Source organism: Salinisphaera sp. PC39 (genome assembly GCF_040361335.1).
Taxonomy (GTDB): Bacteria; Pseudomonadota; Gammaproteobacteria; order Nevskiales; family Salinisphaeraceae; genus APNM01.
Window position 1 is genome coordinate 1 of the sequence record NZ_APNM01000007.1, and the last position, 18,349, is coordinate 18,349.

The window sequence follows — 18,349 nt, forward strand, 5'->3', positions numbered from 1 at the left end:
TAACCCTCTCCCCCAGAGGGGGAGAGGGAATAAGAGATTTAAGGCCCTCTCCCCAGAGAGGAAGAGGGAATACGAGATTTAGGGTCCTCTCCTCCAGAGGGGGAGAGGGAATAAGAGATTTAAGGCCCTCTCCTCCAGAGAGGGAGAGGGTTAAGAGGTCCAGGACTCTCTCCTCCAGAGGAGAGAGGGGATATCAGGGTTGGTGCTGCCGCCAGCGGTGCCAGAGCAGGCCCAGGGCGATCAGGGACAGGCCCAGGGCCCAGATTCGGGGCTCGACCCAGAAGGCCAGGGCCAGGCAGCCGGCGAGGCCCGCCCAGGCGAACGCGCGCGGGTAGCGCCGGTCGGCCGCGGGCAGGCGCAGGGCGGCGAGGTTGGTGAGGGCATAGTAGATCAGCACCGTGAAGGCGGCGAAGCTCCAGGTGCCGGCGACGCTGCCGCTCGCGGCCAGGGCCGCGACCAGTGCCCCGGTCGCCCAGACCGCGACCGTGGGACTGGTGCCGGCGGCGTTGAGCCGGGCCAGCGGGGCGGGCAGGTCGCCGCGCCGGCCCATGGCCAGCATCACCCGCGACACGCCCAGGAGCAGGTTGAGCAGGACGCCGAGCATGGCGATCACGGCGCCGGCGGCCACCACGCCGACGATGCCGGGTATCCCGAAACCCCTCGCCACCGCTTCCAGGGGCGCGGCGTCCGTCCGCGCGGCCGCCGCCAGCATGTCGGCGCCGCCGGCGGCCAGGGCGACCGCCGCCACCGCCAGGTAGACGGCGGCGGTGATCGCCAGGGTGAGGACGATGGCGCGCGGGATGTTGCGGGCCGGCTCGCGGATTTCCTCGGAGAGTGTGGCGATGCGGCCGTAGCCGGCATAGGCCACGAACATCAGCGCGGTCGCGTGCAGCAATCCCCTCGCGCCGGCGTCGCCCGTTCGCGCGGTCGCCGTGCCGGCGAGGGCGTCCGGCAGGCCCGCCAGGACGAATGCCACCAGGGCCGTCAGCACGGCGGCGACGATGACGGCGTTGGCGCGCGCCGAGCGGCGGATGCCGCCGGCCACCAGCGTGGTCAGCAGGGCGACCACGACCAGTGCCGCCGGTGCCAGCCAGGTGCCGTCGAGCCCGAATGCGTGCAGGGCGTAGCCGGCCAGGCCGAGGGCGGCGGTGGCGGCCGAGGCGCTCTTGGCGCAGACGAACATCCAGCCGGCGGTGAAGCCGGCGGCGGGGAACAGGTAGCGGTAGCCGTATTCGTAGGTGCCGCCGGCCACCGGATGGGCGGCGGCGAGCTGGGCCGAGCTGAGGGCGTTGCACAGGGCCAGCAGGGCGGCCAGGGCGATGGCCGGCAGCAGCAACGGGCCGGCGACGCCGGCGGCCAGGCCGATGCTGACGAAGACACCGGTGCCCAGGATCGAGCCCAGGCCCAGGAGGACGGCGCCGGGGGTGCCCAGGGTGCGGGTCAGGGGGCGGTGCTGCACGTTGGGCTCTCTTTGTTCCCCCTCACCCCAACCCTCTCCCCCAAGGGGGAGAGGGGACAAGAATTAGCTTGAGGGGGCAAACGATCAGAGGGCGCCGGCGATGCGCTCCAGGGCCTTCTCCAGGTTCTCCATGCTGGTGGCGTAGGACAGGCGTGCGTAGCCCGGGGCGCCGAAGGCGGAGCCGGGGACCAGGGCCACGCCGGCCTTCTCGATCAGGTACTCGGACAGGGCGACGTCGTCGTCCACGCCGTCCAGGCGGGCGATGGCCTCGGAGAAGTCCGGGAAGCTGTAGAAGGTGCCGTCCGACGGCAGGCAGCGCACGCCCGGCAGGTCGTTGAGGGCGGCGACCACGAAGTCGTGGCGCTTCTTGAACTCCTTGACCATGTCCGCGACGCATTGCTGGTCGCCGGTCAGGGCCGCCTCGGCGGCCATCTGCGAGACCGTGGTCGCGCCCGAGGTGGACTGCGACTGGATCTTGCTCATGGCCTTGATCAGGTCCTTGGGGCCGGCGGCGTAGCCGATGCGCCAGCCGGTCATGGCGTAGGCCTTGGAGACACCGTTCATCACGATGGTCTGGTCGTACAGCGCCGGGGTGGCGTTGACGATGTTGCAGAAGCCCTCGTCGGTCCAGAGGATGTGCTCGTACATGTCGTCCGTGGCCACGAGCACGTCCGGGCGTTTGACCAGCACTTCGCCCAGCGCCGCCAGCTCGGCCTTGGTGTAGGCCTTGCCGGTGGGGTTGGAGGGGCTGTTCAGGACCACGCAGCGGGTCTTGTCCGTGAGCGCGGCCTCGAGCTGCTCGGGTGTGATCTTGAAGTCGGCGTCGATGCCGGCCTCGACGATCACGGGCTCGCCGCCGGCGAGCTGCACCATGGCCGGATAGGAGACCCAGTAGGGGGCGGCGATGACGACCTCGTCGCCGTCGTCCAGCAGCGCCTGGAACAGGTTGTAGAAGCTCTGCTTGCCGCCGACCGAAACCAGGACCTGGTCCGGCTCGTAGTCGAGGCCGTTGTCGCGCTTGAACTTCTCGACCACCGCGGCCTTGAGGCCCGGCGTGCCGGGCACGGGGGCGTACTTGCTGGCGCCCTTGTCGATGGCGGCCTTGGCCGCTTCCTTGATCGCGGCCGGGGTGTCGAAGTCCGGCTCGCCCGCGCCGAGGCCGATGACGTCGTGTCCGGCGGCGCGCATTTCCGCCGCGCGGGCGGTGACGGCGAGAGTGGGGGAGGGCTTGATGCGCTGGACGCGCTGGGAGAGTTTGATCGCCACGTCGTATCCTTATGGGGGCTGAGAATGGGCCGGGACGGCGCTCAATGATAAAGGATGCGCCACGACCCTTGCCATTGCACCCGCCATTGCCAACGGGGCCCGGCGCCCCCACGATTGCACGCATGAACGACACCACCGAGACCGGTTTCCGGCTCGCGGCCGACTGGGCGCCCGCGGGCGATCAGCCGCAGGCGATAGAAGGCCTGCTGGAAGGCCTGGAGGACGGCCTGGCGCACCAGGTGCTGCTGGGCGTCACCGGCTCCGGCAAGACCTTCACCATGGCCAACGTGGCGATGCGCGCGCAGCGCCCGATGCTGGTGATGGCCCCCAACAAGACCCTGGCCGCGCAGCTCTACGGCGAGTTCCGGGAATTCTTCCCGGACAACGCGGTCGAGTATTTCGTCTCCTACTACGACTACTACCAGCCCGAGGCCTACGTGCCGTCGTCGGACACCTACATCGAGAAAGACTCCTCGGTGAACGAGCACATCGAGCAGATGCGTCTGTCCGCGACCAAGGCCCTGATGGAGCGGCGCGACACCATCATCGTGGCCTCGGTGTCGGCGATCTACGGCCTGGGCGACCCCCAGGCCTACTTCGCCATGGTGCTGCACCTGGACGAGGGCGACCGCATCGGCCAGCGCGACATCGTCAAGCGCCTCGCGGAGCTGCAGTACACCCGCAACGACACCAACCTGGAACGCGGCACCTACCGTGTGCGCGGCGAGGTGATCGACGTGTTCCCGGCGGAGGCCGACGACGAGGCGGTGCGCATCGAACTGTTCGACGACGAGATCGAGCGGCTGTCCTACTTCGATCCGCTGACCGGCACCGTACAGCGCAAGGTGCCGCGCCTGACCATCTATCCCAAGACCCACTACGTGACCCCGCGCGAGCGCATGCTCGCGGCCATGGACGAGATCAAGGTCGAACTCCGGGAGCGCCTGAAGGTATTGCGCGACCAGGGCAAGCTGGTGGAGGCGCAGCGCCTGGAACAGCGCACCATGTTCGACCTGGAGATGATCCAGGAGATCGGCTTCTGCTCCGGCATCGAGAACTACTCCCGCTATCTGTCGGGGCGCCAGGCCGGCGAGCCGCCGCCCTGTCTGCTCGATTACCTGCCGGATGACGCGGTGATGGTGCTGGACGAGTCGCACGTCACGCTCCCGCAGCTCGGCGGCATGTACAAGGGCGACCGCTCGCGCAAGGAAACCCTGGTGGAGTACGGCTTCCGGCTGCCCTCGGCGCTGGACAACCGGCCCCTGCGTTTCGACGAGTTCGAGCGCATCGCGCCCCAGCTCATCTATGTGTCGGCGACGCCGGGACCGTACGAGAAGGAGCACGCCGACAACACCGTGGAGCAGGTGGTGCGGCCCACCGGCTTGGTCGACCCCGAGGTCGAGGTGCGGCCCGCCAAGACCCAGGTGGACGACCTGCTCTCGGAAGTGCGCGAGCGGGTCGACGAGATGGGCGAGCGGGTCCTGGTGACCACCCTCACCAAGCGCATGGCCGAGGACCTGACCGAATATCTTTACGACAACGGCGTGCGGGTGCGCTATCTGCACTCGGACATCGACACTGTCGAACGCAGCGAGATCATCCGCGACCTGCGGTTGGGGGAGTTCGACGTGCTGGTGGGCATCAACCTGCTGCGCGAGGGTCTGGACATCCCCGAGGTATCGCTGGTCGCGATCCTGGACGCGGACAAGGAAGGCTTCCTGCGCGCCGAGCGCTCGCTGATCCAGACCATCGGCCGCGCCGCGCGCAACGTCAACGGCAAGGCCATCCTCTACGCCGACCAGATGACCGGCTCCATGCAGCGGGCCATCGACGAGACCGAGCGGCGCCGCGCCAAGCAGCTCGCCCACAACGAGGCCCACGGCATCACCCCGCAGACCATCCGCAAGGCCGTGGCCGACGTCATGCGCTACGGCTACGAGGAATACACCGCCGAGGAACGCGAGCGGAAGGTCGCCGAGGACACCGCCGGCTACGCCCGCATGTCGCCGTCCAAGCTCGCCAAGGAGATCGAGCGCCTGGAGAAGGAGATGTTCAAGGCCGCGGAGAACCTGGAGTTCGAGGACGCCGCGCGCCTGCGCGACAAGATCCACAAGATTCGCGAGACGGCCTTCGAGCTGCCGGCGCAGTCCGGGTAGGCGGTCGACAACTCACCGTCCACAACTCGCCGGGGCAAGGGCCGTGCACGGTGAATCAAAGGGAAACTGGTAGGCGCGGGCAGATTCGACCGCGCGGCGCAGCCGCGTGACGCGACCGAAGGGAGTCCGAAGGACGGCATCCGCAGGATGCCGCAACTCCGACCCGGAGGGTCGGTGGTTCGACCGTCCACGACTCTGCACTATGGGAAGCCGTGCGTGGCGAACTTGGGGATTTGGTAGGCGCGAGTGGATTCGAACCACCGACCTCCACGATGTCAACGTGGCGCTCTAACCAACTGAGCTACGCGCCTGCAGGGAGGCGAAAGATACCCGACTGAGCGTGCTCAGGCAATGGGCCGAGGCCGGGATGTCGGCTCATCCACCCCTCAGGATCGCGAAACCGGCGGCTCCGGCCGGCACCAGAGCCAGATCAGCACCACCGCCATCAGGCCCGTGACCGCCTCCGCCACCCACGGCATGGGCGTGGTCAGGAACAGCACGACCGCGCACACGGCCATGGTGACGGCGGCGCTCCACTTGGATTTGCGGCTTACGTAGCCGCCTGCCTCCCAGTCCCGGAGCATGGGGCCGAACAAGCGGTGGTCATGCAGCCAGCGATGAAAGCGCGGTGAGCTGCGCGCCGCGGCCCAGCCGGCCATCAGGATGAACACCGTCGTCGGCAGTCCGGGCACGAACACGCCGATCACGCCCAGCGTCACGCATGCCACGGCGAAAGCCATGAGCGGCAGGCGCATGATTGGCGGGCGATTATCCACGCGGTGCACGGTAGCCGGGGTTGTGAAGACGGACTGTACGGTAACTCGCTTCCCGTGCTCGTGCGACCGCCCGCATCCGGGGGGACGATCGTTCACGCACTGTCGGGGGTCCTCGAAGAATAAGAATGAATATCAATTCCAATTAATAAATATTTGCATTAGCATATGCGACTCATCCCGGCCTCGGTCCGGGAAACACGAGTCGGATAAGGGAGCTATCGATGTTGTTCGTTTTCGAGGGGGCGCGATCCGAAGGGGCGGCGCCGGGTAAGGGTGCGCCCATGAATACGATTGTTCGGAGTGTGTTCTGTGCCGCCGTGCTGGTCGCTGCGCCGGCCGTTGCGCAGACGGATATCGAGGAGGAAGCCACTGCGGACGAGTCCGCCTCGTCGGCGCAAAGCGCGCCGACCCAATCGCTGGAGAAGATCAATGTCACCTCGACCACGGCCTCGGGCGTGGCCAAGGATGTCGCCAGCGCCCCGGCCAGCGTGTCCGTGATCACCGCCGAGGATCTTGAGGGCAAGTCCTATCGCGATATCACCGATGCCTTGCAGGCGGTACCCGGTGTCTATGTGGACGAGGGGGCCGCGGGCAAGGGCGGCAGCCAGCAGATTTCCATCCGCGGTTGGGATCCCAAGTACACCAAAATCCTCGTGGACGGTATCCCGCAGTCCTCCCAGCAGGCCTACTACAACGGCTACGGCAGCGGCTCGGAGTTCGGTTGGTTGCCGCCGATCGCCGCGATCGAGCGTATCGAGATCATCCGCGGGCCGATGTCCTCCCTCTACGGCTCGGACGCGATGGGCGGCGTGATCAACATCATCACCAAGCCCGTGCCGGATGCCTGGAACGGCACGCTCACGCTGGACAAGATCATCCAGGAGGACGACCGCTCCGGTGATAGCGACCAGGTGAACTACTATCTCAGCGGCCCGCTGGTCTCCGACAAGCTGGCGCTGTCGTTCTACGGCGAGCGCTTCGATCGCGATGAGGACCGGGTCCAGGACGGTTACCAGGACTATACCCGCGAGAGCAATGCGGCCAGGCTGAACTGGACGCCGAACGGGGCCAACCAGATCGCCCTGGAGATGGGTTACTCGACCCAGGACTCGGTCGGTTCCCAGGACGCCTCGGGATCCGATATCGAGCTGGAGCGGGTGCGCCGGCATCAGTCGCTGACCCATGACATCGACTGGGGCGGCGGGGTGCGCACCAAGAGCTACGTGCAACACGCCAAGATGGAGAACGAGACGCAGAACGCCACCTACGAGCGCAGCATGGCGAACACCTCCACGGTGATCCCGTTCTCGAACAATGTGCTCACGGTCGGCGCCCATTACCGGGTGCAGGAGACCGAGAACCCGGATCGCGCTCTCGGCAAGCCCAACCTGGAGCGCTGGGACGTGGCCCTGTTTGCCGAGGATGAGTGGTACGTCACCGATCCGTTCGCCCTGATCACCGGCGCGCGCTGGGTCAAGGACGAGAACTACGGCAGCAAGTTCGTGCCGCGCGTCTACGGTGTTTACAGCTATAGCCCGCAGCTCACCTTCAAGGGCGGCGTCAGCGCCGGCTATCGCACGCCTGACCTCAAGGAGGGCGATTCCGCCTGGCTCGAGGGCGGCGGCGGTCCCAGCCGTCCGGGCGGGCGGGACATCGGTAATTCCGATCTGGAGCCCGAAGAGAGCTTGACCTACGAAGCGGCGGTGCACTGGACCGGCTACGACGGCATCGACGCCAGCCTGACCGTCTACCACACGGACTACGACAACAAGATCGAGAAGCCCGTGATCTGCCCCGCCTTGCCCGACAACAGCTATCACTGCGAGTACCAGGGCGAGTTCTACCAGGTGCTTTACCAGTACATGAATGTCGACAAGGCCGAGATGCAGGGGGTCGAGGTGACCTTCGCCTATGCCATCGCGCCCAACCTGCGTATCGATTCCAGTTATACCTATACCCGCACCGAGCAGCTCAGCGGCGACAACAAGGGCGACCCCCTGAACAACCAGCCCGAGCACCGCGCCAATCTGGGTATCAACTGGCGGGCCACGCCCGCGACCCGGGTCTGGTCGCGGGTCCGCTACCGGGGACGCACCGAGTTCTTCGGCCGGGGCGGACCGGATGACGGCGAATCGCCGGGTTACACGGTGGTCGATGCCGGCACCAAGTACGACGTGACCGGTCATGTGTCCCTGTATGGCGGCATCTACAACGTCTTCGACAAGGATCTGACCACCCAGCAGTACGGTCGTGTCATCGATGGCCGGCGCTTTAACGCCGGCGTCACCTTCACGTTTTGAGCGCCGCGGCACGGGACCGGCGGCGGCCGCGTCGCTCCGCGCGGGCGACGTGGCTGCGCCGGATGCACCAATGGCACTGGATCAGTTCGGCCGTGTGCCTGGTGTGTCTGGTGTTGTTCAGCGTGACCGGCATCACCCTGAACCATGCGGGCGCGATCGCCGCCGATCCCGTGGTCACCACCTGCGAGGTCGAGCTGTCGCCATCCGCCCGCGCGGCACTGGCCGGCATGCCCGAAGAGGGGGCCGCGCCGCTGCCGTCGCGCGTGCGCGAGTGGTTGCGCGCGAACTGCGGCGTTTCGGTGGCGCGCACGGCCGCGGCCGAGTCGGGACCGCACGAGGTCTATCTGGCCCTGCCGGAACCCGGCGGCGACGCCTGGCTGGCGATCGACCGGGCCACCGGCGGGGTGCTGTACGAACACACCGACCGCGGCTGGATCGCCTGGCTCAACGATTTGCACAAGGGCCGCAATACCGGCGTCGTCTGGCGTTGGTTCATCGACGTGTTCGCGGTCGCGGCCCTGGTGTTCGCCGCCACCGGCCTGGGACTGTTGCTCCTGCATTCACGCCACCGGCCGTCCACCTGGCCGGTCACCCTGGCCGGGCTGATCCTGCCCTGGCTTTTATTGATGTTGTTCGTGCATTGAGGAGTCACCGGACATGCGTTTGACCGTCATCGTCGCGACCCTGGCGGCCCTGGTCTGGGGCGTCGCCCAGGCGGCCGGGCCGTCCCTGCGGGTGGAGGTCGAGATACCGCGCTTGCGCGTCGCCGAATACCATCCGCCCTACGTCGCGTTCTGGATCGAGGGCGAGGGCCATGCCGTGGCCGCCAACCTGGCGGTCTGGTACGAGATCGACCACCACGGCGGCGAGGGCGAGAAATGGCTCAAGGATCTGCGTCAGTGGTGGCGCCGCAGCGGCCGCGGCCTGGATATGCCGGTGGACGGTGTGGCCGGCGCCACCCGCCGTCCGGGCCGACACACGCTGACGTTTGACAGCGGCGACGGGGCATTGTCCGGCCTGGCGCCCGGCGATTACCGGCTCGTGGTGGAGGCCGCGCGCGAGGTCGGCGGCCGCGAGGTCCGGCGCCTCGATTTCCATTGGCCGCCACGCGACGCGCACACGCTTGAGACCCGGGGCGAGGACGAACTGGGCGAGATCAAGCTGCACCTCGTCCCGTGACCCGGATTTCCATGGTTTCAGGAGGCAAGAGAAGCGATATGAAACGATATGCGAATGCATTCCCGCTCAAGGCGGCCCTGGTTCTCGCGTTGATGCTGGCGGTGCCCGGCCTGGCCGAGGCGCACCGCTTTTGGCTGTTGCCGTCTTCCACGGTGCTGTCCGGCGACGGCGACTGGATTACCGTGGACGCCGCCCGCTCCAACGACATGTTCTATTTCAACCACAACGCCATGGGCCTGAACGGCCTGCGCGTGAAGACGCCCGACGGTGGCGGCGCCGAGCCCGCGAACCGCTTCACCGGCGAGTTGCGCAGCGTCTTCGATCTGCGTATCGAACAGCAGGGCACCTACAAGATCGCGGTGGTCGACGACGGCCTGTTCGCCCGCTACCGGATCGACGGCGAGCATCGCCGCTGGTTCGGCACCGCCGACGAGTTCGCGACGGATATCCCCGACGATGCCGAGGAACTGCGAGCTTCCGAACGCATCAACCGCGCGGAAACCTTCGTCACCGCCGGGGCGCCGACGCGCGAGGTTTTCGAGCCCACCGGCCGCGGCCTGGAGCTGGTGCCCGAGACCCATCCCAACGACCTCTATGCCGGCGAGACCGCGCGCTTCCGGTTGCTGGTGGACGGGGAGCCCGCCGCCGGGGTGGACGTGACGGTGGTGCCCGGCGGTGCCCGCTACCGCGACGATCCCGGCACCATGAAGTTCGTCACCGACGACGAGGGCATGGTCGAACTGACCTGGCCGCATGCCGGCATGTACTGGCTGGAAGCCGGCGTGTCCGACGACAGGGTCTCCAGCGAATACGCCGCGCAACGGCGTCTGACCTATGTCGCCACGCTGGAGGTGTTGCCGCTCTGAGGGGCGGAAGTCATCGCTGGGGCCATGCCGGCCGGCACGGCCTGAAAGTGGGGCTCACCGGCGCAGTGAAAATTCGATGGGTACGACGATTTCCAACTCGTCGCGATCGATCTCGTCGGGAATCCGCGGCAACGGCTGGGCCCGCTCCAGCAGGGCGAGCGCTTCCCGGTCGAGGATGTCGAAGCCGGCGCCGCGTTCCAGACTGGCGTCGAGGACCTGGCCCGCCCGGTTCATGGTAAAGCGCACGTGGGCGATGCCCTGTTGCCGTCGGCGCCGGGCGGCGCGGGGATAGCGTTTGTGCCGTTCCAGGTAGGCCAGCAGGCGTTGCTGGAAGGTGAGCCGGGTCGCGCTGGACATGCGTGACGGGGCGCTTTGACGGGGGGCGGTCGCGGTTTCCGCCGGGGCCGCCCGGTGGCTGGACGGCGCGGCGGTGGTCGGCGCCGGGGCTTGTTGCGTTGTCGTCTCGGTGGTTTTCGGTTGCGGCGCCGCGGCGGGCGGCGGTCGCGATTCGGCCGGGGCCGGGGTGCCTTGTTCGGGTAGCGGTTCCAGGTCGGCGTCGGTGGTTTCCGCCGGCGCCGGTTCGGGTGCCGGGTCGGTCTCGGGTTCCGGTTTCGGTCGTGGCTCGGGTCGCGGCGGCGTGTCCCGCGCCGGCGGCGTGGGTTCGGGCGCTTCACGTTGCGGCTGGTCGGCCGGGCGGGTGTCGGGCCGGCGCGGCGCCCGCAATGCCGGGGCCAATTCGATCACCATGGCCGCCGCCGGCGGTCGCGGTGACGCGGGCGGCGCCGGCATTCGTCCCAGCGCCGCCGCCACGGCCGCGCCCGATGCCAGGATCGTGAGGGTGCTGAGCAGCCAGCGTCGACGCTGACGGTAGTCGGCCTCGGTCGTCCAGTCGGCCAACAGGTCGTTCATGGCCGGTCTTGTTCGCGACCCACCAGAGCGATTTTCAGGTAGCCGGCTTCGCGAAAGCGGTTCATCAAGTCCATCAGGTCGCCGTAGTCGACGCTTTTGTCGGCCTTGAGATAAATCGCCTCGTCGCGGTGCCCGCCGCTGGCCTCGTCCAGGGCCGCGGCCAGTGCGTCGCGCCGGACGGGCTTTTCTCCCAGCGACAGGCCGAGATCGGCTTGCAGGGTGACCACGATCGGCTGGTCCGGTCTGGATCGGGGTTCGGCGTTGGCGCCGGGCAGTTCGACCGGCACGTTCGTGGTTGCCAGGGGCGCCGCGACCATGAAGATGATCAACAGCACCAGCATCACGTCGATGAAAGGGGTGACGTTGATCTCGTGGGTTTCGGCGACCGGCTCGTCGCCGTGGTCGATCCGCGCGCTCATGGCCGGTTTCGGTCCAGATCCCGGCCCAGCAGGTTGAGCACGGCGGTGGCGGTGTCGGCCAGCAGCGCGCGATAGTCGGCGATGCCCCGGGCGAGGGCGTTGTAGATGATGACGGCCGGAATCGCCGCGAACAGTCCGAGCGCCGTGGCTAGCAGGGCCTCGGCGATACCGGGGGCGACCACGGCCAGGTTGGTGGTCCGCGCCTGCGAGATGCCGATGAAGCTGTTCATGATCCCCCAGACGGTGCCGAACAGGCCGACGAAGGGGGCGGTGGCGCCGATGCTGGCCAGTACCCCGGTGCCGCGGTTGATACGCCGGCCCAGCGCGGCCTCGACGCGGCCGAGGCTGGCGGCGACGCGTTCCTTGATGCCGTCCGGCGCGAGATCGGCGGCGTGGTCGCGTTCGTGCCGGGCAGTGGCGCAGAACAGGTGCAACGGGCCGCCGTCGTCGTCGCCCGCGTCGTCCAGGCGGGCGGCCCGGCGCAGATTGGTCAGCGCGCGTCGGGTCTGCCGGCGGGCGACGGCCAGCTCCCAGCCCTTGGCGAGACAGACGATCCAGGTCAGTAGGGCGGCGAAAAGCAGGCCGAGCATGACGGTCTGGACCACGATGTCGGCGGCCAGGAACATGCCCCAGGGGGATAGGTCGTGCGGTAGGTCGGCGTTCATCGTCTGGGTATCCGGCACGGTTGTCGTGAATGTCGGGATCCGGCGCGGTTCACGCCGGTAACCGGAAGGTGTCGCGCAGGAGGCCGCCGAAATGTCTGAATGCGGCGCGGGCCGCCTCCGTCAGGCGGTTTTCCCCGTCGTCGTCCAGTTCCAGGTTGTCCAGCGCGCGCGTGAATTGCTTCCAGTGCCGGGCCCGGCCGGCCGGATCGGCCGCCAGGTGGCGGGCCCCGAAGGTTTCCGACAGTCCCAGGACGCGGGCGCGCTTGAGCAATATGGCGGCGCCGAGGGTCGAGCCCTCGGCCACGAACAGCCAACCGAGCGCCGCCGGTATGTCCCGGTCCGGCGGCGTCGAGGTGCCGATCTCCGGTCGCGGCAACGCCAGGTCCGCGAGGTCGGCGGTCACCGCGCTCAGGCGGCTGCGCGCGGCCAGGTCCGGCACGATGTCCCGCAAGGCCGCCAGGCGGTACAGCGGTTCGATGTCGGTCTGGAAGCGATATTGCGCCGACAGCCACAGTCCGAAGCGTTCGCGGCTGGCGAACGGGTCGGCATCGGCGACCAGGGTGTGCAGGTATTCGTGCAAATCGTCGGTGGCCGCGGTCAGGCGGGTACTGCGGGGTGTCGCGGACGGATCGTGTTGGATCGCGGTGGCCATCCGGGGTTCTCCCTTTCCGGTAGCGGGCTCTTGGCTAAAGAACGAATGAAGTAGCGGTTCGTTTCAGAGGTGATCGACGTTGCCGGTCCGAAAAAGGCCCGGAACGACATGGCATTCGTTCCGGGCCGGGTCGGTCACGGCCAGATCTTGCCGAAATCGACTTCCGAGGGCAGGAACACGGGGCCGTCTTCGAAATCGGCGTCGTATTCGATCCGCCAGTCGGGCCGCTCCCGTACGTTCAGTGTCCAGCGGATATTGGCGGCATTCAGGTCCTGTGCCAGCGTCTCGGCCTGCTCACGGGTGGTGTGCGGCAGTTCGCCGTCGGGGAATTCGACCTGTGCCACCACTTGAATGGACTCGCCCTGCGCGAGCACATAGCCGTCGGTGATTTCCCGGTCGTTGGTGGTGTCCGTGAGCTTCGGGATGAAGCGGGCATCGTCGGACCGGGTGTCCACGTCGAACGTGTAATCCCCGCCGGCCGCCGTGAGATAGATCACCTGGCTCATCGTGACGGGATTCTCCAGGTCGCCGGCAACCTCGGAGTGGGGCGAGCCCGTCCGCCCTGAAAGCGTCTCGACATGGGGGAAGAACGACTGCGAGATATAGTCCCGGCCGCTACCCGTGGGAATGTATTGATACGGACGCCCCTCGCCGGGGATGGTGTTGAACGAGAAGCCCGCGAACGCTTCCAGCAGCAGCGTCGGATAGTTCTCGCGGCCGGCGACGGCATGCACCGTGGCGGTGTACGGGCCGGCGAAATCGCTGCCGTCGTAGACCTGATAGCGGAACACATAGGTGCCGCTCGCGGTCGGCCTCAGACTGACCTGCTGGCAGGGTTCCTGCTGCTCGCCGTCGGCGAAGTCGCAATCGTAGGCGGTGTCGTTCTCGGGCGTGGCGGATTCGAACTGATTGCCGTCGGGTTCGTCGACCAGCGTCCAGAGATGGCTGAGCTGGTCGCCGTCCGGGTCGTAGGTGTCGCCGCGCAACGTGAAGTCGTCCACCCGCTGTATCGTCCCGTAACGCGTGACGGTCTTGTTCTCGATGAAGAACGGCTGTTCGGTGTCGAAGGCGGGAGTGTGCCCGTCGTGCCGGTCGGGGAAGGCGGCGAGATAGCCATACCCGGCGCGCTGGATGCGGGTGACGGGCGGGTTGTTGCTGCCTTTGGCGAGCACCGTGACCTCGTACAACGAGTTGCCCGGTCTGTAACTGGAAGACGAGCCGTGTTCGTCGGTGACGATGAGACGGGCGATGTAGGGGCCGGGTGCGTCGGGTGTGAGCGTCGGATGCGCGCTGGTCGCGTCTTGCAGCACGGCCTCGCTGTTGTCCGGGCGCTGGACCAGGGCCCAGTCGTAGCTCAGGCGGTTGTCGTCCGGGTCCGTACTGCCTTCGCCGTCCAGGGTGATTTGTTCGCCCACGAGGGTCGTCGGGTTGCCGGAGGTGGTGTCCGCGAGGGCGCTCGGCTGCCGGTTGGCGCCCAGCCGGGCGGTGAAGGTCGCGGTGGCGGTGTCCTCCGCCTGGCCGTCGGAGGCGGTCAGACGTATCACGTAGTCGCCATCCCTGGTGGGGGTGAAACTGGCCGGGCAGTACGTGCTTGTGCAGTATGAGCCGACTTCCAGGCCGTTGGCCCCGATGTCGAAGCCGTCCGGGGCGTCCACCAGTTCCCATTCGAAGCTCAGGGCGTCGCCGTCGATGTCATAGGCATCGGCCAGGATGGTCGCCTCCGCGCCCCGTTCCATTTCGTAGGTGCGTTTGTTGCTGGGCTGGAGGCCGGCGACCGGCGGCGTATTGGCCGCGCCGTCCGGCAATTCGGACTCGATATATTCCTCGGTGCAGTCGCGGGTCGTGCCATCGAACACGCAGAGTTGGACCCGGAATCGTCCCGAGCCCGCGCGCGAGTCCGCGACGAAACTGCTCTGGGCGGTCGTGGGGTCGCTGAGCTCGGTGTCGGAGCCGTCCGGCGCGGACAGCAGCCGCCAGCGATATTGCAACGGATCGCCGTCGGCATCCTCGCTAACCGAGCCGTCGAGATTGACGGTGTCGCCGAGCAGAACGGGGGCGGCCAATTCGGCGATCCTGGCGATCGGCGCGGCGTTGGCCTCGCGGATGTCGATCGTCTGGATCGCCGGCTCGCTCTCGCGGCCGTTGTATTCGACGACCAGCCGTGCCTTGTATTGGCCGGTCTTGTCGGCGTTGAAGCGCGGATAGACGAGGTTGCCGTTGTCCAGAATGGCGCTGCTGTCCTCCGGTGTCTGCGTGAGGGTCCAGTGGTAGACCAACTGGCTTTCGTCGCCCCCCGCCGGCGGCCGGCTGCGCGAGCCATCGAGCTGGACCGTGCCGATGATCCATTCCATTTCCTCGTCGAGTACCGCTACCGGATCGGGGTTGACCGCGGTGACGGTCACGCGGCTGTCCTGGGTGTCCGCGCTTTCGGCGCGGCCGTCGCCGACGATCAGGCGCACGACGTATTCGCCGGGCACGTCCGGCTCGAAGCTGGCCTGGTCCGAATCGGCGTTGTCGATGTCGGCCTCGCTGTCTTCGGGCTGACCGAGGAAACGCCATTCCCAGGTCGTGATGTCGCCGTTCGGGGAGCTGCTCTCGCGGCCATCGAGCCGGACGGTGTCCTCGCCGGCGTTGACTTCGGTGATGTCGGCGCTCGCGCGGGCGACGGGGCGGGCGGCGTTGTCGTCTTCGCCCCCGCCGCCGCTGCCGCCGCCGCAGGCGGTGACGGCCAGCAGCAGTGCCAGGGCCGGTAACGTTCGGATAACGGTGACCATTTTGTTCTCCTGAATGGCGCGGTGCTCTAGAAATGCAGGGTCGTGCTCAGTCTCGCGGTGCGCCCCGGCGCCGGCACCATGCCGAGGCTGAGGGCGTCGATGTAGTACTCGTCGGTGAGGTTGTCGAGGTTGAAGTCGACGGTGACGGTGTCGTTCGGGGTCCAGGCCACGAAGGCGTCGACGATCGTGTATTCGTGCCACGGGATGGGCTGGGCGAAACTCAGGCCGACCTCGGTCTGGTTGTTGTATTCGGGGACGCGGTTGCGTTCGCCCATCCAGTTCACCCGCGTGCCCAGTTCCAGGGTCTCGGAGAACAGGCGCAGGCCGAGCGTGGCGTTGGCCTCCCAGTTGGGCGGAATCATGTTGTTCACATAGCTGGTGGCGATGCCGTAGTCGGTGCATCGCTGGCGCCGGTAGCTGCCGGTGTGGCAGGTCTCGATATCGGAGTAATGGGTGCCGCCGAGCTTGGTGAACAGCCAGCCGGTGTCGTACTCCACGGTCAATTCGGTGCCGTTGAATTCGACGCTGTCGATGTTGCGCATCCGGAACAGCCCGGCGTTCGAACCGGCACTCGTGTCTTCCCAGGTATTGGGGATGGTGCGGGTGAGGTAGTCCTCGGTCCGGTTGTGGAAGTAGGCGGCCTTCAGCCGCAGCACGTCGTTGCCGGTGAACGGCCGGCTGCGCAGGAGGTTTAAGCCGACTTCCCAGTTCTTGGCGTGCTCCGGTTGCAGGTCGCTGTCCGGCGTGGCGGCCACGGAGAAGCCGGAGGTCGACTCGAACAGGCTGGGCATGCGCAGGGCCTCGGCGTACTGCACGTAGAGCTGGAGGCCGTCCAGCGGTTCCCAGAGCAGGCTGGCGATGGGGGCGTAGCCGGAATCGCGGTTGTCGTTGTACAGGTCGTCGCAGTCGCCGTCGTCGTTCCGGTCCTCGCAATAGGGGCTGTCTTCGTCCTGGATGTAGATGGGCTTGTCGTCCTCCGCGTGAAAACGGGTATAGCGGATGCCCGCGTCCAGGGTGAGCGTGGGCACGAAGGTCCACTTCAGGGCGGTGAACGCGCTGGTCTCGTCGCGCCCGCCGTCGCGCATGGGGGATGTCGGAGTGATTTGGCCGTCCTCGGGCCGCACCCGTTCACGCTGCCAGGCGACGCCGTATTCGACCTGGAGGTCGCCCAACGACGGGAACTGCATGGTGTTGGTCAGGTTGCCGCCCCAGCGCCGGTAGATTTCGGTGCCGGGCTGTTCGCCGAGGAACTCGATCATCTCCTCGCTATAGGCGTTGTTCAGGCTCTCGGTGTCGGTGTGCCAGATCTGGAGCTCCAGGTCGGCCCAGTCGAGATCGGCGGGCTGCCACTGGTAGCGTCCGGTATAGGTGTCGACGGTGACCTGGGAGGGCTCGGTCTGACGCACCCGGCCGAGCCAGAGCAGTTGCGAGGGCATCAGCTCGCCGTAGTCGCTGTCGTAGCGCAGGTAGCTGAATTCCAGCGTGTGGTCGTCGCCCGGATAGAAACGGCTCTTGAGCAGGATGGATTCGCTGTCGAAGTTGCTGTTGACGATCTGCTCGCCGCCGCGGAAGCGGGAGGCGCCGTCGATCCTGGGATGTACCTCGGTATAAAAGCCCTGGTCGTAGCGTTCCGAGAGATCCAGCGTGGGCGTGGGCCCGTTTTCGCCGGCGAAATAATTGCCCTGCTTGCGCCGGGCGTACGCGGCCACGAAGTCCGCCCAGGGCAGGCGCCGGGTCACGGCCAGGCTGGCCGCGTGGCCCTTCAGGTCCAGCGTGTCCGGCCGGTCCATGGTTTCGTCGGGGCCGTAGACATTGGCGATGTCGTGCTCGCCCGAGCACAGCGAGACATCGGTGATGCAGTCCACGCGGTAGGTGTTGTTGGTGAGGAACCCCCAGCCACCCCGCGCCACGCCGTAGCCGGAGGGCGTCTCCGGTGCCGCCGGGGACCCCGTGTTGTTACCGATCAGGCCGCCGCGCAGGCGCACGCCCCAGGTCTTGCCCGGTTTGGCGATGTCGTCGGCGTCGAGCGTTTGCATGCTGACCACGCCGCCGGTCGCGCCGGTGCCGTGGGGGCCCATGCTCGGGCCCTTGTCGATCTCGATGTCGCCGACCAGGTCGGGATCGATGTAGCTGCGGCTGGTGACGCCGGCGTAACCGCGGTAGACCGTGGTTTCCTGGCGGGCGCCGTCGACCAGCACCGGGACGCGCCCCTGGCCCTGCATGCCGCGGATATTGACGTTGAGACCGCCGCTGTTGCGGTTCTCGGCCACCAGCACGCCGGTGGTGCCCTGGAAGATGTCGCCCACGGACATGCCGCGATTGCGTTCGATCTCCCGGCGGCTGATATGGCTGGATGAACCCGCCGTGGTGTAAGGGCGCTCCTCGCCGGTGCTCGGGGCCGCGCTCTCGATGCGAACGGGCGCGAGTACGAGTGCGTCGTCGGCCCGGGGTCGGGCTTGCAGCACGACGGTATCGTTTCCGGACCAGTGCCATTGCAATCCGGTGCCGGCGAGCAGCAGATCCAGCGCGCGTTCCGGCGTGAAGGTGCCGGAAACGGCCGATGAGCGATGGTCGGAGGTCAGGGATGCCTCGGCGCTGACCTGCAATCCCGATTGTTGCGCGAAATCGCCGAGGGCATCGGGCAGGGGCTGAGCCGGGATATCGAATGGCCGTGACTGCGAGCCGTCGGGTTGTGCGTCGCCGGGCGTCGGCGTGACGGCCATCACGAGCGCCGCGACCAATGCCGTCAGGGCCCGACCGATACCATCTGCGTAGCTTGTCCCGTTTCCCGCCATGCGGTGTTCTCCGACTCGAATCCGCACAAAATGCAAATGCGAAGCATTCGCTTCTTGTGGGAGAAACGAACGGCGGGACGGTTTTTTTCACGCTCTCCGGATCGGGCAGCGTGGCGGGGCGGAATGGGGTCAG

Annotated in this window: 14 protein-coding genes and 1 tRNA gene; 5 read left to right on the top strand and 10 right to left on the bottom strand. The window is 67.5% G+C overall.

The genetic code is table 11. The features are described 5' to 3' along the window. Positions 1-193: 193 nt before the first annotated feature. Positions 194-1,459, bottom strand: a complete 1,266-nt coding sequence (locus PC39_RS08105; RefSeq protein ID WP_353252878.1) for an APC family permease — start codon at positions 1,457-1,459, stop codon at positions 194-196. 84 nt (positions 1,460-1,543) lie between these two features. Next, complete coding sequence (locus tag PC39_RS08110; protein WP_353252879.1) at positions 1,544-2,725, bottom strand: pyridoxal phosphate-dependent aminotransferase; 1,182 nt, start codon at positions 2,723-2,725, stop codon at positions 1,544-1,546. Between the two features lie 122 nt (positions 2,726-2,847). Between PC39_RS08110 and uvrB the strand changes: the two genes are divergently transcribed. After that, positions 2,848-4,881, top strand: a complete 2,034-nt coding sequence (gene uvrB, locus PC39_RS08115) for an excinuclease ABC subunit UvrB (protein ID WP_353252880.1) — start codon at positions 2,848-2,850, stop codon at positions 4,879-4,881. 234 nt (positions 4,882-5,115) lie between these two features. Here uvrB and PC39_RS08120 read toward each other — a convergent pair. Continuing rightward, positions 5,116-5,192: transfer RNA gene (locus PC39_RS08120), tRNA-Val, on the bottom strand. 75 nt (positions 5,193-5,267) lie between these two features. Continuing rightward, positions 5,268-5,636, bottom strand: a complete 369-nt coding sequence (locus tag PC39_RS08125) for a YbaN family protein (RefSeq protein ID WP_353252881.1) — start codon at positions 5,634-5,636, stop codon at positions 5,268-5,270. 302 nt (positions 5,637-5,938) lie between these two features. On the opposite strand from PC39_RS08125, the gene PC39_RS08130 reads away from it, so the two are divergent. The 4 genes from PC39_RS08130 (at position 5,939) to PC39_RS08145 (ending at position 10,002) form a co-directional block, all read left to right on the top strand. After that, positions 5,939-7,957, top strand: a complete 2,019-nt coding sequence (locus tag PC39_RS08130) for a TonB-dependent receptor domain-containing protein (protein WP_353252882.1) — start codon at positions 5,939-5,941, stop codon at positions 7,955-7,957. Between the two features lie 62 nt (positions 7,958-8,019). Then, on the top strand, positions 8,020-8,601 hold the full coding sequence (locus PC39_RS08135; protein WP_502950867.1) for a PepSY-associated TM helix domain-containing protein: 582 nt from the start codon (positions 8,020-8,022) through the stop codon (positions 8,599-8,601). Between the two features lie 13 nt (positions 8,602-8,614). Further along, positions 8,615-9,136, top strand: a complete 522-nt coding sequence (locus PC39_RS08140) for a DUF2271 domain-containing protein (RefSeq protein ID WP_353252884.1) — start codon at positions 8,615-8,617, stop codon at positions 9,134-9,136. 38 nt (positions 9,137-9,174) lie between these two features. Next, positions 9,175-10,002: a DUF4198 domain-containing protein gene (locus tag PC39_RS08145; protein WP_353252885.1), complete on the top strand. Its 828-nt coding sequence runs from the start codon at positions 9,175-9,177 to the stop codon at positions 10,000-10,002. A gap of 54 nt (positions 10,003-10,056) precedes the next feature. Here the strand turns inward: PC39_RS08145 and PC39_RS08150 are convergent, their stop codons facing one another. From PC39_RS08150 to PC39_RS08175, 6 genes are all read right to left on the bottom strand, one after another. Further along, the gene (locus PC39_RS08150; RefSeq protein ID WP_353252886.1) at positions 10,057-10,911 is read right to left on the bottom strand and encodes an energy transducer TonB family protein; all 855 of its coding nucleotides are present in this window, start codon (positions 10,909-10,911) and stop codon (positions 10,057-10,059) included. Continuing rightward, positions 10,908-11,330 (bottom strand): TonB system transport protein ExbD, encoded by a 423-nt coding sequence (gene exbD, locus PC39_RS08155; protein WP_353252887.1) that lies wholly within the window; start codon positions 11,328-11,330, stop codon positions 10,908-10,910. The genes PC39_RS08150 and exbD overlap by 4 nt, the downstream gene beginning before the upstream one ends. Then, complete coding sequence (exbB, locus tag PC39_RS08160) at positions 11,327-11,995, bottom strand: tonB-system energizer ExbB (protein ID WP_353252888.1); 669 nt, start codon at positions 11,993-11,995, stop codon at positions 11,327-11,329. The genes exbD and exbB overlap by 4 nt, the downstream gene beginning before the upstream one ends. Before the next feature lie 49 nt (positions 11,996-12,044). Continuing rightward, positions 12,045-12,647 carry a biliverdin-producing heme oxygenase gene (locus tag PC39_RS08165; RefSeq protein ID WP_353252889.1) on the bottom strand — a complete coding sequence of 201 codons (603 nt, stop codon included), beginning with the start codon at positions 12,645-12,647 and terminating at the stop codon, positions 12,045-12,047. A gap of 134 nt (positions 12,648-12,781) precedes the next feature. Beyond that, positions 12,782-15,421 (bottom strand): PKD domain-containing protein, encoded by a 2,640-nt coding sequence (locus PC39_RS08170; protein ID WP_353252890.1) that lies wholly within the window; start codon positions 15,419-15,421, stop codon positions 12,782-12,784. Between the two features lie 26 nt (positions 15,422-15,447). After that, a complete protein-coding gene (locus PC39_RS08175) occupies positions 15,448-18,216 on the bottom strand; it encodes a TonB-dependent receptor (RefSeq protein WP_353252891.1) in 2,769 nt (922 codons plus the stop codon). Positions 18,217-18,349 lie beyond the last annotated feature (133 nt).

Coding starts and splice junctions, on each gene's coding strand:
- PC39_RS08145 (WP_353252885.1), top strand. CDS start 9,175: ATGAAACGATATGCGAATGCATTCCCGCTCAAGGCGGCCCTGGTTCTC.
- exbB (WP_353252888.1), bottom strand. CDS start 11,995: ATGAACGCCGACCTACCGCACGACCTATCCCCCTGGGGCATGTTCCTG.
- PC39_RS08130 (WP_353252882.1), top strand. CDS start 5,939: ATGAATACGATTGTTCGGAGTGTGTTCTGTGCCGCCGTGCTGGTCGCT.
- exbD (WP_353252887.1), bottom strand. CDS start 11,330: ATGAGCGCGCGGATCGACCACGGCGACGAGCCGGTCGCCGAAACCCAC.
- PC39_RS08150 (WP_353252886.1), bottom strand. CDS start 10,911: ATGAACGACCTGTTGGCCGACTGGACGACCGAGGCCGACTACCGTCAG.
- PC39_RS08125 (WP_353252881.1), bottom strand. CDS start 5,636: ATGCGCCTGCCGCTCATGGCTTTCGCCGTGGCATGCGTGACGCTGGGC.
- PC39_RS08140 (WP_353252884.1), top strand. CDS start 8,615: ATGCGTTTGACCGTCATCGTCGCGACCCTGGCGGCCCTGGTCTGGGGC.
- uvrB (WP_353252880.1), top strand. CDS start 2,848: ATGAACGACACCACCGAGACCGGTTTCCGGCTCGCGGCCGACTGGGCG.
- PC39_RS08135 (WP_502950867.1), top strand. CDS start 8,020: ATGCACCAATGGCACTGGATCAGTTCGGCCGTGTGCCTGGTGTGTCTG.
- PC39_RS08175 (WP_353252891.1), bottom strand. CDS start 18,216: ATGGCGGGAAACGGGACAAGCTACGCAGATGGTATCGGTCGGGCCCTG.
- PC39_RS08165 (WP_353252889.1), bottom strand. CDS start 12,647: ATGGCCACCGCGATCCAACACGATCCGTCCGCGACACCCCGCAGTACC.
- PC39_RS08170 (WP_353252890.1), bottom strand. CDS start 15,421: ATGGTCACCGTTATCCGAACGTTACCGGCCCTGGCACTGCTGCTGGCC.